This window comes from Actinoplanes subglobosus, assembly GCF_042650585.1.
GTDB lineage: Bacteria > Actinomycetota > Actinomycetes > Mycobacteriales > Micromonosporaceae > Actinoplanes > Actinoplanes subglobosus.
Genome location: NZ_JBHSBL010000015.1, coordinates 90,161 through 105,214, shown reverse-complemented (window position 1 = coordinate 105,214; position 15,054 = coordinate 90,161). Strand labels below are relative to the sequence as shown.

Annotated in this window: 15 protein-coding genes and 1 pseudogene; 1 reads left to right on the top strand and 15 read right to left on the bottom strand. The window is 68.7% G+C overall.

Going from position 1 to position 15,054, the window contains the following annotated elements; translation table 11 throughout:
• Positions 1–58: 58 nt before the first annotated feature.
• The 4 genes from ACFO0C_RS15170 to ACFO0C_RS15155 all read right to left on the bottom strand — a co-directional run bounded on the left by ACFO0C_RS15170 (position 59) and on the right by ACFO0C_RS15155 (position 3,586).
• Positions 59–1,963: a cellulase family glycosylhydrolase gene (locus ACFO0C_RS15170; RefSeq protein WP_378067668.1), complete on the bottom strand. Its 1,905-nt coding sequence runs from the start codon at positions 1,961–1,963 to the stop codon at positions 59–61.
• 197 nt (positions 1,964–2,160) lie between these two features.
• Positions 2,161–2,382: a hypothetical protein gene (locus tag ACFO0C_RS15165; RefSeq protein ID WP_378067244.1), complete on the bottom strand. Its 222-nt coding sequence runs from the start codon at positions 2,380–2,382 to the stop codon at positions 2,161–2,163.
• Positions 2,376–2,564, bottom strand: a complete 189-nt coding sequence (locus ACFO0C_RS15160; protein WP_378067243.1) for a hypothetical protein — start codon at positions 2,562–2,564, stop codon at positions 2,376–2,378. The genes ACFO0C_RS15165 and ACFO0C_RS15160 overlap by 7 nt, the downstream gene beginning before the upstream one ends.
• Positions 2,565–2,650: 86 nt before the next feature.
• Complete coding sequence (locus ACFO0C_RS15155) at positions 2,651–3,586, bottom strand: TerC family protein (protein ID WP_378067242.1); 936 nt, start codon at positions 3,584–3,586, stop codon at positions 2,651–2,653.
• 241 nt (positions 3,587–3,827) lie between these two features.
• Between ACFO0C_RS15155 and ACFO0C_RS15150 the strand changes: the two genes are divergently transcribed.
• Positions 3,828–4,133 carry a helix-turn-helix transcriptional regulator gene (locus tag ACFO0C_RS15150; RefSeq protein ID WP_378067241.1) on the top strand — a complete coding sequence of 102 codons (306 nt, stop codon included), beginning with the start codon at positions 3,828–3,830 and terminating at the stop codon, positions 4,131–4,133.
• 105 nt (positions 4,134–4,238) lie between these two features.
• Here ACFO0C_RS15150 and ACFO0C_RS15145 read toward each other — a convergent pair whose 3' ends face one another.
• The 11 genes and pseudogenes from ACFO0C_RS15145 to ACFO0C_RS15095 all read right to left on the bottom strand — a co-directional run bounded on the left by ACFO0C_RS15145 (position 4,239) and on the right by ACFO0C_RS15095 (position 14,952).
• Positions 4,239–4,679, bottom strand: a complete 441-nt coding sequence (locus tag ACFO0C_RS15145; protein ID WP_378067240.1) for a hypothetical protein — start codon at positions 4,677–4,679, stop codon at positions 4,239–4,241.
• A gap of 156 nt (positions 4,680–4,835) precedes the next feature.
• Positions 4,836–7,292 (bottom strand): S8 family serine peptidase, encoded by a 2,457-nt coding sequence (locus ACFO0C_RS15140; RefSeq protein WP_378067239.1) that lies wholly within the window; start codon positions 7,290–7,292, stop codon positions 4,836–4,838.
• A 121-nt stretch (positions 7,293–7,413) separates the two neighbouring features.
• A complete protein-coding gene (locus ACFO0C_RS15135) occupies positions 7,414–8,019 on the bottom strand; it encodes an alpha/beta hydrolase (RefSeq protein WP_378067238.1) in 606 nt (201 codons plus the stop codon).
• A gap of 49 nt (positions 8,020–8,068) precedes the next feature.
• Positions 8,069–9,022, bottom strand: coding sequence for an ABC transporter permease subunit (locus ACFO0C_RS15130; RefSeq protein WP_378067237.1), 954 nt, complete (start codon positions 9,020–9,022; stop codon positions 8,069–8,071).
• Positions 9,019–9,896 (bottom strand): annotated as a pseudogene (locus ACFO0C_RS15125) (ABC transporter ATP-binding protein). Before ACFO0C_RS15125 ends, ACFO0C_RS15130 begins: the two are co-directional and overlap by 4 nt.
• Complete coding sequence (locus ACFO0C_RS15120) at positions 9,893–10,360, bottom strand: GntR family transcriptional regulator (protein WP_378067236.1); 468 nt, start codon at positions 10,358–10,360, stop codon at positions 9,893–9,895. The pseudogene ACFO0C_RS15125 and the gene ACFO0C_RS15120 overlap by 4 nt, the downstream one beginning before the upstream one ends.
• Before the next feature lie 87 nt (positions 10,361–10,447).
• Positions 10,448–11,260, bottom strand: a complete 813-nt coding sequence (locus tag ACFO0C_RS15115; RefSeq protein WP_378067235.1) for a class I SAM-dependent methyltransferase — start codon at positions 11,258–11,260, stop codon at positions 10,448–10,450.
• Positions 11,261–11,375: 115 nt separating this feature from the next.
• Positions 11,376–11,861 (bottom strand): NADAR family protein, encoded by a 486-nt coding sequence (locus tag ACFO0C_RS15110; RefSeq protein WP_378067234.1) that lies wholly within the window; start codon positions 11,859–11,861, stop codon positions 11,376–11,378.
• A 65-nt stretch (positions 11,862–11,926) separates the two neighbouring features.
• Positions 11,927–12,592 (bottom strand): YdcF family protein, encoded by a 666-nt coding sequence (locus ACFO0C_RS15105; RefSeq protein WP_378067233.1) that lies wholly within the window; start codon positions 12,590–12,592, stop codon positions 11,927–11,929.
• Positions 12,593–12,597: 5 nt separating this feature from the next.
• Positions 12,598–14,628: a hypothetical protein gene (locus ACFO0C_RS15100; RefSeq protein WP_378067232.1), complete on the bottom strand. Its 2,031-nt coding sequence runs from the start codon at positions 14,626–14,628 to the stop codon at positions 12,598–12,600.
• A 3-nt stretch (positions 14,629–14,631) separates the two neighbouring features.
• Positions 14,632–14,952: a hypothetical protein gene (locus ACFO0C_RS15095; protein ID WP_378067231.1), complete on the bottom strand. Its 321-nt coding sequence runs from the start codon at positions 14,950–14,952 to the stop codon at positions 14,632–14,634.
• Positions 14,953–15,054: the final 102 nt, after the last annotated feature.

The window sequence follows — 15,054 nt, the reverse complement described above, 5'->3', positions numbered from 1 at the left end:
GGGCCAGGGTTGAGGTACCGGGTGCGATGACCTTCACCGGCCATCGCACCCGGGTCGATCAGGACAGCGTGCAGGTGATCGGGGCCGGAGTGGTGGCGGTGCCGTTGCCGACGAGGCCGAACGTGGTCGACGCCCCGCCCGCCAGAGCGCCGTTGTGTGCGGCGTTGCGGACCGTCACCGCCGGCGTGCCGACGACACCGTTCCAGAGCGAACCGACCGTGGTACCTGCCGGATACGTCCAGTTCACCGTCCAGGCGGTGCCGGCGGTGGTTCCCGAGTTGCGTACCGTCACCTCGGCCTGGAAACCGCCGGACCAGGAGCTGACCGTCTTGTAGGTGGCGGTGCAACCCTGATCGCCGCCTCCCCCGCCGGCGCTGGTCGTCACGGTGCGGCCGGCTGACGCCGCGCCGATGTTGCCGGCCGCATCACGGGCCCGGACGCTGAAGGTGTACGCCGTGGACGCGGCCAATCCGGTCGCGGTGTAGGAGGTCGCCGACACGGTGGCCACGACGGTCCCGTTGCGCAGCACGTCGTAGGCGGTCACGCCGACGTTGTCGGTCGCCGCCGTCCAGCTCAGGGCGACACTGTTCGCGGTGATCGTGCCGGCCGTCGGCTGCCCCGGCACGCCGGGCGCGGTGGTGTCGCCGTCGGAGCCGCCGTCGCCGTATCGCTGGGCGAGGCTGATGCCGGTGGTGCTGCCGTCCCCGCCGAGCGGCACCTGGTGGTCGAGGCCGACGAACTTGCCGCCGTGCTGCCACAGGGCCGGCTTGAGCAGCGCGTACTTCTGCTCGTCCCAGGTCTTCCAGTCGTCCAGCAGCAGACCGCCGGTGTCGCCGGAGTTCGGGTTGAGCACCCAGAACGTCTGGTGCAGCTGGTTCTCCACGATCAGGTCACGCAGCGCGGTCATCCACTTGTCCTGGCGGGCGTCCTGGCCGAGCCGGCCACCCCACTCGCCGATGAGCAGCGGGGCGGTGCCGTTCTCGTGCAGGTAGAACCAGTTGGGCCGCCACACGTCGTCGGTGAGGCTGGCCTTGTCGAACGGCTTGTCGAACCACGGCTGGTTGAACACCAGCGGCCCGTAGTCGTGCGGCGAGTAGACCAGCTGGTCCTGGTTGGCGCCCAGGTTGATCGGATACTGCTTGGCGCCGCGCAGGTTGCCGCCCCACCAGTTGTAGTAGTAGTTGGGCGACAGGTCCGGGTCGGTGTTCGGCGAGTTCCAGGTCTCGCCCTCACGCGGGTAGACCTCGTTGCCCTCGACGAGGATCAGCACCTCGGGGTTGATCGCGAGGATCCGCTTGGCGGCCGTCTCCGCGGTGTTCTTCCAGTTGTCGACGTCGGTGGAGTTGTCCCACTTGGCACGGACGGTGTCGTTGGGCGTACCGTGCGGCTCGTTCTTGAGGTCGAACGCGACGACCGTGTCGTTGGTCTTCCAGCGGGTCGCCGCCCACTCCCAGCCCTGGTAGTACTGCTCCGGGGTGATCGTGCCCTTGTACCAGACCGGGTGGATGTGGCCGGAGTTGTCGGCCTCGGCGGAGTGCACGTCCAGGAGCACCTTGATGCCGTTGCGCTCGCACAGCTGCAGCCAGTACTCGAAGATCTGGAGACTGTTCATCCCGGTCAGTTCCGGGTTGGCGTAGGTGTTGACGTTGGGGACCGTCGCCTGGCCGGCTTTCCATTCGAGCAGGAGCTGGGTGGAGATCGGGACGCGGACCAGGTTGATGCCGCGCTGGGCCATCGACGCGGTGATCTGCGTGATGTTGGCCGACCAGAGCCCGTGGAACACCCGCTCGGAGGCGTTGAAACCGAACCAGTTCGCGCCGGTCAGCCACACCGGGTTGCCGGCGGCGTCGACGATCCGGTTCCCGGACACGTGCAGCCAGTCGTTGGCGGGCGCGGCGGCCGCCGACACGCCGGGCGCCATGCCGACGGCCGCGGCGGCCCCGCCGGTCACCGCCAGCGCCATCCCGAGGACGGCGGCGACGATGCGTTTGCGTTTGGCTCTCACTCGAACTCCCTGGGGGACGGGCATGATCAGATTCTGGGAGCGCTCCCATCGACAGTATTTAATCTCAAGGAAACCTGGACAAGACTTTTCGAAACCAAGTTCCCGAAGACGACCCGCAACCCGCCGAGCCGGGGCCGCACCGACCGGACGCGGGTCTACTCCCTCACCTCGATGGCGATGCCACGTTCGCGCAGAAGATCGGATGCGAACTCCGCTCCGCCGTACCCGGGAACGACAGCGACCCACCAGTCCCCTCCGCCTTCGATGGGGTACTGCACGGTCGCGATCGACCTGAAGACGTCGTCCTCTCGCTGAACCGCATCGTTGAACGCTTCAAAGCCGTCACAACGGCGAATTTCCTCGTCATCGATCACCATTGCAGAAGCCGGCGGATCCAGAGATCCGCGTGATATTCATAGAGGTTGTCGTCATAGCCTTCGACGCACCATTGGACGAGCGACCGCCAGGCACGAATGTCCAGCTCAGGATGGATGGGATCCCGGCGCTTCCCCGCCCGGCCCACCTCGGCGTAGCGGCTGTAGAAATCTGCGCTGTACACGGCACCCATCCTCTCCGGTGTCGGCGCCGAAAGGAATCTTCGCGCGGGTTCCAGGGCCGGGCGGGCCGGCCCTGGAACCCGGTGGGCTACTGGGCCTTTTCGGCGACCGCGGTTCGGGTGCTTCGCAGGCTCCAGAGGATGGAGACGGTGATGGTCACGACGATGACGCCGAGGGTGACGGGGATGGGCAGCTTGCCGACCGGGGTCTCGGACAGGATCAGCTTGACACCGGCGAAAGCGAGCAGCACCGCCAGGCCATAGTGCAGGTGTACGAATCGGCGCAGCAGCCCGGCCAGGCAGAAGTAGAGACTGCGCAGGCCCAGGATGGCGAAGGCGTTGGCGGTCCAGACGATGAACGTGCTGGTGGTGATGGCCAGCACGGCGGCGACCGAGTCGACGGCGAAGATCAGGTCGGTGACCTCGATGGCGATCAGGACCACGAGCAGCAGGGTGCCCACGCGCTTGCCGTTGATCCGGGTCACGAACCTGTCGCCGTGGTAGGCCGGGTCGGTGGGGATGATCCGGCGGACCAGGCGGACCACGGGATTGCGGTCCGGTGCGGGCTGGTCGCCGTGGCGGAACGCCATCTTGTAGCCGGTGTAGATGAGGAACGCGCCGAACACGTACGCGGTCCAGAAGAAGGTTTCGAGCAGTTCGGCGCCGACGAAGATGAACACGAAACGGAAGACCAGCGCGCCGACGACGCCCCAGAACAGGACCTTGTGCTGCAACGCGGCCGGGACCGCGAAGTAGCCGAAGACCAGGGCGAAGACGAAGACGTTGTCGATCGACAGCGCCTTCTCGATCAGGTAGCCGGCGTAGTAGGTGCCGGCGACCTCACCGCCCTGCCAGGCCCACAGCACGACGCCGAACAGCAGCCCGGCGGCGATCCAGATGCCGGACCAGACGGCGGCCTCGCGGAAGCCGATGACGTGGTTGTCGCGGTGCAGGAACAGGTCGATCGCGAGCATCGCGGCGATGGCCAGGAACAGCACCGCCCAGATCCACCAGGAAACGGTCACCAGAAACCTCTCGTCCAGGCGGGCCCGATGTGGACGGGCCGGCTCTGCTGGACGAAGGTCTCCCCGGGCCACCGCGTGGTGGCCGCGCCGCCGGAGCCTGGTCAGGTCAGGCACGTATTGACGACAGCGCGTGGTGCGTCGGGTACTCCCCCTCGAACTGAGATCCAGTATTCACGAATAGCGGTTCGCATGTCAAACCGGCGATGCTGGTTTCGTGTTTTGCCCTGCGTACATTGGCGGGGTGTCTTCGACCGGATGGACGTTCCTGACCAACCACGCGCACGTGCTGCTGGCCATCGCCCGGGATCCGACCGTACGACTGCGTGACGCCGCCGACGCCATCGGGATCACCGAGCGCGCGGCCCAGGCCATCGTCGCCGACCTGGAGGCGGCCGGATACCTGCAACGTGAGCGGGTCGGGCGGCGTAACCGCTACACGGTCAACCCCGGCGGCCGGTTCCGGCACCCCGCCGAAGCCGGTCACGCCATCGGCGAGCTGCTGGATCTCTTCACCGACGGCCGGCCTGACCAGCAGGTACCTGATTGATCAGTGGAGCAAGGGAACCATTGAGCTCCGAATACGACTGGGGCGGCTCCTGACCTCCAGGTAGAGCCGGGCTGTGACCAGCAGGACATCGGACACAACCGGGTGTCAGGGTCCGATCGTGAACGTGACCGCTCCGTTGCGCCCGGTCTTCGTCTCCTGGTAGGAGCAGGAGATGGCGGCCGGGTGCCAGCAATCGAACGTGTTCGAGCCGATCGTGGGGTTCCGCCAGATCAGGGTGACACGGCCGTACGGCGTGTTGTAGCCGACGTGCGCGTCGGTGCCGTCGGAACCCCTCGTCGACTGCGTCGAGAACATGTCGGTGCCACCGGGCCCGATGCTGAGTTCCGGCTCGGTCCGGAACTGGCCCTCGTTGTTGCCGAAACCGGTCATCGTCAAGGAGCCGGCGAGGCTGTTGGTGACGGTCACCACCATGTCGAACAGCTTGTCGTCGGCGTTCGCGATCGTCGGCGCGATTACCGTGACCAGCCCGGTGACCAGTGCCGTCGCCGCGATAGCACGAAGCCCATGGGCTCGGAGATGTGGCATGGCTGTAGTCTCACCGGCCGGGCGGGGTCGCGCGGCCACATCGAGAGAAATCACTCATGACGGCACGACCGCGATCAAACGACGCCGGGACAAGTCAGCAGCGACGACTCCGGGGAGACCGCACCCGCGGTCTCCCCGGAGCGGTGAGGCGGCCGGCTAGCTGGCTGCCCGGCGGCCGACCACGGTTGCTCCCGAGGCCTGTGCCCAGCCCGCGAAGTCGTTCAGCGGGGTGTTGGAGATGCGGAACGTGCCGTCACCGTTGGCGAACGCCACCGGCTGCGTGAACCACCACGGCGCGTTCGGGCCCGGCGTCAGCGCGATGTCCGTACGGCCGTCGCGGTTGTAGTCGCCGGACACCACGGTGGCTCCGGGGACCTGGGCCCAGCCGGCGAAGTCGCCGACACCGGCGTTGGTGACCCGGAAGGTGCCGTCACCGTTGGAGAACGCCACCGGAACCGTGTTCCAGCCGGCGCCGCCGGTCAGAGCCAGGTCGGTACGGCCGTCGCTGTTGAAGTCACCGGCGACGGTCCTCGCGCCCTGGGCCTGTGACCAGCCGGCGAAGTCGTTCAGCGGCGTGTTGGTGATCCGGAAGGTGCCGTCACCGTTGGAGAACGCCACCGGCTGCGTGAACCACCACGAGGTGTTCGGGCCCGGGGTGAGCGCGACGTCCGTACGCCCGTCGGCATTGAAGTCTCCCGTGGTGAGCCGGACGCCGGGCGCCTGGGCCCAGCCGGCGAAGTCGCCGACACCGGTGTTGGTGACCCGGAAGGTGCCGTCACCGTTGGAGAACGCCACCGGAACCGTGTTCCAGCCGGCGCCGCCGGTCAGAGCCAGGTCGGTACGGCCGTCGCTGTTGAAGTCACCGGCGAAGGTCGTCGCACCGGGGGCCTGCGCCCAGCCCGCGAAGTCGCTCAGCGCGCTGTTGGTGACCCGGAACGTGCCGTCACCGTTGGAGAACGCCACCGGCTGCGTGAACCACCACGGGGTCTCCGGGCCCGCGGTGAGGGCGAGGTCGGTACGGCCGTCGGCGTTGAAGTCACCGGGAACCACCGTGGTTCCGGGGACCTGCGCCCAGGCGGCGAAGTCGTTCAGCGGCGTGTTGGTGATCCGGAAGGTTCCGTCACCGTTGGAGAACGCCACCGGCTGCGTGAACCACCACGGCGTGTTCGGGCCCGGGGTGAGCGCGACGTCCGTACGCCCGTCGCCGTTGAAGTCTCCGGTGTTGAGCCGGACGCCGGGCGCCTGGGCCCAGCCGGCGAAGTCGCCGACACCGGCGTTGGTGACCCGGAAGGTTCCGTCGCCGGCGGAGAACGCGGCCGGCAGGGTGTTCCAGCCGGCTCCGCCGGTCAGACCAAGGTCGGTACGGCCGTCGGCGTCGAGGTCTCCGCCGGCGAGTACCGGGGCCGTCCCGCCGGCGGCCGCGGCGAACAGCAGCCGGTTGGGTGAGCCGGTGCCGATCTGGCTCAGGACGTCGTTCGTCGCGGTGTTGATGATCAGCGACTTGATCGTCGCGGGTGACGCCGTCGGGCGGCTCTCCAGGAAGAGGGCCGCGACCCCGGCGACGTGCGGTGTGGCCATCGAGGTGCCGCTGATGGTCGCGGTGGCGTCGTCGGAGGTGAACCAGGCCGAGGTGATGCCGGTTCCCGGCGCGAACAGGGTGACACACGATCCGAAGTTGGAGTACGTGGTGTCGCGGCTGTCGGCACGGGTGGACGCGGCCACGGTGATTGCGGCCGGCGTACGGGCCGGGCTGCGCGTGCAGGCGTCGGAGGTCTCGTTGCCCGCGGCGACGGCGTACGTCACCCCGGAGTTGACCGACCGGGTGACCGCGTCGTCCAGGGCCTGGTTGGCGCCGCCGCCCAGGCTCATGTTGGCCACCGACGGGCCGGTGTGTCGGCCGGTCACCCAGTCGACGGCCGCGATGATCGTCGAGGTCGGGGTGCTGCCGCTGCACCCGAAAACCCGGACCGGGACCAGGGTGACGGCCTTGGCCACCCCGTGCACGGTGCCGCCGATGGTGCCGGCGACGTGGGTGCCGTGGCCCCGGCAGTCCTCGGTGCCGCGGCCGTCACCGACGAAGTCGACGCCCGCGGCGACACGGCCGGCGAACTGGGAGTGGCCGGCGCGGATGCCGCTGTCGATCACGTAGGCGGTCACGCCGGCGCCGGTCGCCTTGGCGGAGTAGATGCCGTTCAGGGTGGCTCCGCGCTGGTCGACGCGGTCCAGGCCCCAGGTCGCCGAGGTCTGCACACCGTCGAGGCTGATCAGCTGATCGGCCGCCACATAGGCGACGGCCGGATCGCGGCGTACGGCTGCGAGCTGGGCGGCGGTCAGGGTGGCGGAGTAGCCGTGCAGAGCGTGCCGGTACTCGCGGTCGACCTTCACCCCGCTGGTGCGGGAGCGGGCCACGGCCTTGGACCTGTCGGCGGACTGTCGCAGCACGACGATGTAGCTGTCGGCGGCGACCGGTTCGCCCGATGCCGTGATCAGTGGTGCCGGGTCGGCCGGCGCCGCGACGGCGGAGGTGGCCGGCGCCAGGGCCGACACCGCCGCCATCGCCACGACGAACGCACGGCTCCACGGCCTGCGGGTGGATGTTGCTGGGATCTTCACGCGCCCCGTCCTTTCGATTCCATCGACCCACCTCGCTGCGGCAGGTCGACGGAATAGTGACGGCGGGCGCGGAGACGACGCTGACGTGGCGCTGAAAACACCACGTCAGCGGGCTGGTGTCCTACAGCCGCGCCACGAATTCGTCCATGGCGACGGTTGTGCGGCGCAGGATGTCGGCCGAGTTGACCGGGTCGTCCTCGGTCTCCATCCCGTGGTCGGCGCCGTCGGCTTCGTAGAACGGCCGGCCCAGGCTCCGGGCGATCGCCGCGTCCCACGAGCGGTCGGCCGTGGAGCCGACGAGCAGGAACGGGGCTGTGCTGCGGCGCAGGTCGTCGGATACCGGTGAATCACGCAGGAGGGGGGTCAGCCAGATGCCGGGCAGGTTCCGGTCGGCGGCCAGCGCAGCGGCGAACGAGCCGATCGACTTACCGACCAGGGCGACCTTCGGAGCGGTCTCGGTCCTGAGGACCTCGGTCAGGTGCAGGTGTACGAACGAACGCAGCCGGTCGAACCAGGCGGGCAGATCCTGGCCGTCGCGTTGCGGAGGCTGCTCGGGCCACCAGACCGTCTGGGTGGTCCACCCGTGCCGGATGAGGACGGCGCGGGCGAAATGCAGCAACGGACGTTCGGCCGAGTATCCGAGGCCGGGAATCAGGAACGCGACGCGGTGGGGGTCGCGTTCCAGGCGGTCCGGCAGGGATGGGCGCGGCCAAAAGGTCTCGGTCATCCGGTGATGCTAGGCCGCATTCGCCAGCTTGAATGTAGCGGTCAGGGCACTAGATCATGCGGCGCCGTACGCGCCACACCACCACGCCGATCAGGGCCGCCGCCACGGTGACGAACACGGTCGCCTCGATGAGCTGGAACATCCAGAACCGGTCAGCCGGATGGTAGACCTCGAACTGCTGGACGCCCCGCGCGTGCAGGAACTGTTCGACCGTCGTACCGGCCTGGCCGGCGGCGTCCTCCAGTTCGTAGTACTCGGTCGAGCTCAACCTGCGCCCGGTGGAGTCCGCGTAGCCGTGTTCGATCACCCAATCAGCGGACCGGCTCTTCGCGCCGGGGACGGGGATCGGCCCGGTGCTGGTGAGCGGTGTGGCGTACGCGGGACGGGCCAGCAGCGCCACCGCCATCCGGGCGGCGAGGAACGCTCCGAAAGCGACACCGAACGCGGGCAGGCTGCGCCGTAGGATCGCCCCGGCGGTGGTGGCGACGGCGAACGCGAACAGCGCGTACGCCACCGGGACGAGTCCCTCCAGGTCGAACGCGTCGTACTGGAAGCGCCCCTCCCACGCGTCGAAGGGCTGACGGAACCAGGTGAGCACCACGGTGAACAACCCGGTGAGCACGACGGTGACGCCGGCCAGTGCCGCGAGTTTCGCCGCCAGCCAGCGCATCCGCGGCACGGCCTGTGTCCAGGCGAGCTGCCAGGTGCCGTCCTCCAGTTCGCGTGCGAGCAGCGGCGCGCCGAGGAACGCACCGATGACGACCGGGACCAGGTAGAAGGCCGCCAGCAGGTTCTCGACGTAGCCGTACTCCTCGTCGAGCCGGCGGAACGAGGCCGTGCAGGCGTCGCCGGCCCCGGCGTCCCCCGCACAACGGGCGGGACCGGCGGGGAACAGGTCGTGGGCCTGCGCCCCGAGCACGAGCAGGGCGACGCCGAAGACACCGGCGAGCAGACCGAGGACGAGGACTTCGGTACGGTGCTGGCGCCAGATCAGCCACGTCATGCCGGCACCCCGGACGCCCGTCGCAGGTAAGCGAGCACCAGCTCCTCCAACGCTACCGGCTGGGCCTGCCACCCCGGTGCGGCCGGGAGCGCGCCGTCGCGTACCAGAAGGGTCGTGTGCCTGTCGCTGTGGACGGCCTCCACGACGGTGCCGGACCGGTCCAGGTCGGTGGCCGTGCGCGGGCCGACGAGCAGCCGGTGCTCGGCGAGGAGGGTGTCGATGTCGCCGGTGAGCGTGACCCGGCCGTGGTTGAGCACGATCAGGTGGTCGCAGACGCGCTCCAGCTCGTGCACGACGTGGGAGGAGAACAGGACGGTCACCCCGCCTTCGGCCACCGCACCCATCAGGACCTGCAGGAACTCGTGCCGGGCCAGCGGATCGAGACTGGCCACCGGTTCGTCGAGGACGAGCAGGTCCGGCCGCTTCGCCAGGGCCAGCGCCAGCGCGACCTGGGCCTGCTGACCACCGGAGAGCGTGCCGGCCCTGCGGTCGAGCGGGATGCCCAGTCTCGCCAGCCGGTCCTCGGCCAGTCCCTGGTCGAGGACCGGAGGTTGCAGGCCCGGCCGAAGCGGAGCATCTCGGCGACGGTGAACCGCTTGTACAGCGGGTGGTCCTGGGCCAGGAACCCGACCCGGGACAGGGTCTCCGGGGTGCTGGCGGTGACGTCCTGGCCGAGGACCTCCACGGTTCCGGTACTCGGCGCCAGCAAACCCACGGCCAGGCGCAGGAGCGTGGTCTTGCCCGCGCCGTTCGGCCCGACCAGGGCGATCACCCCGCCGGCCGGCAGGGCCAGGGTGCAGTCACGCAGCGCCCAACCCTTCCGGTACCGCTTGCCCACACCGTCGGTGCGCAGCGCGAACCCGGTCGTCGTCACGCCACGTCCTCCTTCGTCGTCTGCCGGTGGACGTCGTTCGTCGTCTGCCGGTGGACGTCGTTCGTCGTCTGCCGGTGGACGTCGTTCGTCGTCTGCTGGTGGACGGAGGTGAAGAGTGCGTTGACCGCCTGCTCGTCGAGGCCGGCCGCGTAGGCGCGGCGCAGCCAGGTCGTCAGGCCCCGGCGCAGCGACGTGTACGTCGATGCCGGCATCACGGCCGACTGCTGTTCGTTGACGAACGTGCCCTGGCCGGGACGGCCGGTGACCAGGCCCTCCTGTTCCATCTGCCGGTACGCCTTGGCGACGGTGTTCGGATTGATCGCCAGATCCTCGACCACCTCACGGATGAGCGGGAGGCGGTCACCGGGCTGGAGGAATCCCAGCAGCACCGCCTGGCGAACCTGCTGGACGAGTTGCAGGTACGGCGGCACGCCGGAGTGGGTGTCGAGCCGGAAGACGAACACGGAAGCCCCTTACTGCTTTACTAGTAACATAGTAAAAGAGTAAGAGGCTGATCAAGAGGATGGTCGCGGGGACCGAGCGTTTCGGGATCAGGGGGCCTCGCCGATCGCGACGAGGTTCTGGCTCATTCCCATGATCGAGGGTTCGCTCTCGAGGAGCCGCAGGAGGTCCAGGATCCGCTTGCGCTGGCCGGGGTCGTCCAGCCGCTCGGGGAGCTGGGGCAGCAGCTTGACGCTGCCGCTGGCGCCGACGAGCGTACGCAACTCCAGGCCGGCCTCCGCCACCTCCCCGGTGAGGTCCTCGGGCCGATGGAAGTAGGAGGTGGTGAATTCGGCAGGGTCGCCACCGGGATTGCGGTACTGCCCGTCGGCCAGGAACGCGGTGGTCTTCTCGATCTCGCCGGGTACGACCGGGGCGCCGAAGGCGACGTCCTCGAAGAGTGGGTAGAACCGCGAGAGCGCCTTCGCGAGGACCACGCCACCCGGCCGGAGAACCCGCCGGGCCTCGCGCAGCGCCTTGATCCGGTCGCCCCGGTCCGTCAGGTGGTAGAGCGGGCCGAGGAGCAGGACGGCATCCGCCGAGGCGTCATCGGCGTCCAGTGCTCTCGCGTCTCCGACAGCCGTACCGGCCAGCGGCGCGGACGCCGCCCGGGAGGCGGCCTCGGCCTGCTCGACGTGCAGCGGAACCGGGTCGATCAGGTGCACCTCGTATCCGGCGGCGGCCAGGGGGAGCGCGTAGACACCGGCTCCGCCGCCGACGTCCAGCACCCGTGCGGGGGCTGCGGGCAGGTGCCGCTCGATCAGGTCCCACATCCGCAGGAACTCGATCCGCCGCTGATCGGCACTCAATCGTTGCTGTTCCAGTCCGTGCTCGTAATATCCCAGGATCTCCGGATCGATCATGTCCATGGACGCTAGGTCTCAGCTGTGCACGCGACCACCGAATTCCCGTGCGGACGGTCGGCCCGACAGTCTCCCGGAACGCACGCGTGGGTGCGTGTCCGGGATGGCCGCCGATTCAGGAACGACGGGTTCGGCGACCGTCGCTGCCGGGAGCCTCGGTGGCTTCGGTGCGCAACTGGCTGCGGGTGCGCATCAGGATCCGGCCCAGCATGTTCCTGCCGTTTCCGGTCCGGCCCCGGCCCCAGTAATGGTCGGTGGTGGTGTCCTCGACGATCTCCTCGTCACCGGTGGACATCAGGATGCCCCGGATGTCGGCGTGCGCGCGGAACTTGGCCGCCACCGCGCGGCGCATCACGTCGTCCTTGACCCGTTCCCAGTCCCGCCGCAGCGGTTTCGACGGGTCACGGCCCAGTTCCGCCGCCCGCAACGGGGTGCGCGCGGTCCGGATGAGATCCGCGTGACGAGTGCCCTTGAACTTCTGCGCCTGGAAATAGTGCTCCGAGGTCGGCCACCAGAATCCGTCGAGGTCGAAGCCGTGATCGGAGAAGTTCGAGAAGCATCCATAGGGGACTTCGTCGGCGCCGTAGAAGTAGATCGTCACGAGAAACCGTCTCAGGCATGCCCGAGCCGCGCAACCAGTTTCATCGCCGGGCCGGCCTGCCGCTATCAGTGATAGGAGCGCTTGCCCAACGCCGTCGCGGCTCGCCAGACGTACTCGGCCCGGGTTGTGGCTTTGGTTATCGCCGTTTCTGGATCCTCCGGCAGGCCGAACAGGATTGCCCGGCTGGCCAGGGTGACGATCGGGCTCTCGGTACGCGGCGGGTACTGCGGAACGACGATGCCGAGGTATTCGCGGCGCAGGGTCCGGGGTGCGATGACGTTGATCATCCGCTCGAGATGGTCGGCCTGCGCGACGATGGCAACCGGTCGGGCGTCGCCGAAGTGGCCCTCACCTTCAGCGCGCAGAAAGTTGGTCACGGTGTCGATGGAGCGGCGTTCCACCTGCACCGACTCGGCGGGCACACCTCGCCGTACCAGCTCATCTCGCATCAGATCAGCCTCGGGCATGCCGCAATAGACTTCGCCGGGCAGACCGTCGGGACGCCAGGGTGTGCCACGCCGGTCGATCGGAGACTTGTATCCCGCACAGACGATACGGCCGTGCGCCTGGCGCCCGATCTCGTCGAACAAACGCTGTGCCACATCGACACGGTCGATGGCCTCGGGATTCAAGGCGAAACCCGATTCGGCCCGGCCGCGGCCAGGCACCAGGACATGCGTCACCTCGGCGAGCACGAGCCCTGCGCTTCCGGGCCAAACTTCAAAAGCCATGCCGATCATGATGCGGGAGTCCCGGTACGCCGCCGGTACATCACTGCCAGACATTCGCGGAGCGCGTCGTGCCGGAAGATGAAATGGTTACCGTTCTGCCGCAGCAGGCCGGCCTCGTGGCACGCGCTCAGGAACCGTGCGAAATCCCAAGGCAACCGGTTACGCAACGACAGCCAGATGTGCGCGACCCGAAACGGCGCCCACTGGTTCCAGAAGAAGATCGCGGCCGCCGCACCGACGGGCATCGCCACAAGCCCGCGCATGCCGCCCGGAAGGTCGACGATCGGAACGGCCAGGAGGTAGCCACAGGTCAAGTTGATGCAGGCCAGGACGACCATGCCGACGCCGGATCGCCGGTCGTTGTGAATGACCTTCAGCGGATCGGCGGTCCGGGCACCGGTCGCCGCGTCGACCTTGGGCATCAGGCGCAACACGCGGGCCGAAAATCGGCCACCCACATATCCGATGGCCGGTGCCGGGCCGACAGCGACGGCCAGCCACGCCAGAAAAGGCACCTTTGTCAGGCCCAGCCACCAGTCGGAGTGCCCCTGCGACGCCCACCACACCGCCTCGGTCACGAGGTAACAGACGGCGACCAGCACGCTCCCCATGAGCAGCTTGTATGCATGGTCCCGGAGATCACCGTCGGTCGGTGCACGGCGGCGGCGCGTTCCGGGCTCGAAGGTGGGCCGCTGGAGAAGATAACCGAGTCGGGTGGGATCGTCCGGGGCCAGCCATCGTCCCGTCGAGTAGCCGCGGGCATAGCCGAACCCGAACGTCACCCCCATCAGCAGGAACAACGCCACTGCCGCGGGCGGCGTGAACCAGGTGCCGCTCAGCAGGGCGGCCCCGGCACCGAGCACCGCGACGGCGATGAGGGCCATGCGGTAGGTCGGTGCGTAGTGACGGATCTGCCAGAACGCGATGGCCCGGCTGCCCCGCCGGGAGGCGAGGAAGCCCAGCCAGAACTCGGCCTCCTCGGGGAGAAACCCCTCGGACGGCGCGGCGGCCCCGCCCGGCTGAGCAGCCGAGCGGACAAAGACCGCATTGACCGTACGCTCGTGCAGGTGCCGTTCGACGTCCGCCGGCGTACCGAGATCCAGGAGGTCGGCGACGTTGCCGTTGAGGGGGTCATCGGCCGCGTAGATCGTCTTGACGAGCCAGGCGTTCAACGGAGACGACAGCGCGGCCAGAACAGTCGCGCCGCGCTCGGTCAGCAGTTCGCCGGTGAACGAGTGCCAGGTGGACCCGGCCGTTGAAGGCACGCGGAGGAGCAGGAACCGCTTGACCTCGTCCGGCGCGACGGGTCCGAGCGAAATCGTCTCGGCATCGGGGATGGCGGCGGCGAAGGCCGCTTGATTGTCCAGGGTACGGATGCCTGTCAGCACCGCACGGCGTTGGCTGGTGAAGAGGCGCAATGCTTGCGAAGCCACCACCTGGTCGCCGGGGCCGACCTCGTCGAAGCCGTCGAAGATCGGCACGATCCGGCCTTCGTGCAGCTCTTTGATGGCGGCTTGGTGCTCATCGCCGTGCAGGCCGTACTCGTCGCGAAGCACGGAGGAGATCCACACCTCGAGGCGCTGCCGCTGAGGTGTCCAGGAACGCATCCGGAGGATGACCGACGGGATCGCCAACCGGTCGAGGAGGTCCACCAGCGTGTAGGCGAGCGTCGTCTTACCGCTCTGAGAGTCACCGATGACCACCAGCTTGCCGCCGCTCGCGATGTGCTGGGCGAGATCAGTCTCGGTGTCGGAACTCGGGCAGGTACCTGCCGTCGGATCGATGCGGTGCCAGGGCACGCGTATCTGCCCCCAGTCGACGAGCGTCGCCAGCTCGGCCTTGGCGTAGTCGCGGCACCTCTCACGAATCTTCGGCAGCGGGTCGGCTGGGGGCGCGGCCGGCGGGAGGAGAAGCTGCCGGAAGTTGTTGATGGTGATCGAGCCGTTGAGGATGCCCGAGTTGGCCACGGCGCCGTCGCTGGCTGTGGCGTCCCCGGATTGCTCAACGGTGGACGCCTGGTCGTCGCCCGCGGTCATCGGTCAGTTCAGGCGCTGCACGCCGGTGTTGGCATTGGAGCCCGGCCCATCAGCGCGGGCGTCGCCGGAGCTGCGCACCTGCGCTCCGGAATCGTCGCCACGGTGCTGAACACCGGTGTTGGCTCGGCCCCCGCCGGTAGCCGTCGCCGAGCCGGAGCCCTCGACCACCATGGTCGGTGCCGGTGCGTTGCCGTTCTTCTGCGGTGGCAGCAGGTACGGTCCGCCCAGCGCCAGCGCGGCCAGGACGACACCGATGGTGCTGGCGATCTTGTCAGCCTTGTCCAGCCCGACGACGACGAAGTAGGCGACCAAGCCGACGATCACTGCGACGAAGACAGCGCGTCCGATCAGAACCACACGATGACTACGTCGGGGCATAGCCCGGCAGTCTACTGCCCACAGTCAACAAAAGGCGATCATGTGGTT

What these genes read in the sequence shown, in the direction of transcription:
- ACFO0C_RS15170 (WP_378067668.1), bottom strand. Translation starts at nt 1,963, where the DNA reads ATGGCGCTGGCGGTGACCGGCGGGGCCGCCGCGGCCGTCGGCATGGCG.
- ACFO0C_RS15165 (WP_378067244.1), bottom strand. Translation starts at nt 2,382, where the DNA reads ATGGTGATCGATGACGAGGAAATTCGCCGTTGTGACGGCTTTGAAGCG.
- ACFO0C_RS15145 (WP_378067240.1), bottom strand. Translation starts at nt 4,679, where the DNA reads ATGCCACATCTCCGAGCCCATGGGCTTCGTGCTATCGCGGCGACGGCA.
- ACFO0C_RS15135 (WP_378067238.1), bottom strand. Translation starts at nt 8,019, where the DNA reads ATGACCGAGACCTTTTGGCCGCGCCCATCCCTGCCGGACCGCCTGGAA.
- ACFO0C_RS15130 (WP_378067237.1), bottom strand. Translation starts at nt 9,022, where the DNA reads ATGACGTGGCTGATCTGGCGCCAGCACCGTACCGAAGTCCTCGTCCTC.
- ACFO0C_RS15115 (WP_378067235.1), bottom strand. Translation starts at nt 11,260, where the DNA reads ATGATCGATCCGGAGATCCTGGGATATTACGAGCACGGACTGGAACAG.
- ACFO0C_RS15105 (WP_378067233.1), bottom strand. Translation starts at nt 12,592, where the DNA reads ATGGCTTTTGAAGTTTGGCCCGGAAGCGCAGGGCTCGTGCTCGCCGAG.
- ACFO0C_RS15100 (WP_378067232.1), bottom strand. Translation starts at nt 14,628, where the DNA reads ATGACCGCGGGCGACGACCAGGCGTCCACCGTTGAGCAATCCGGGGAC.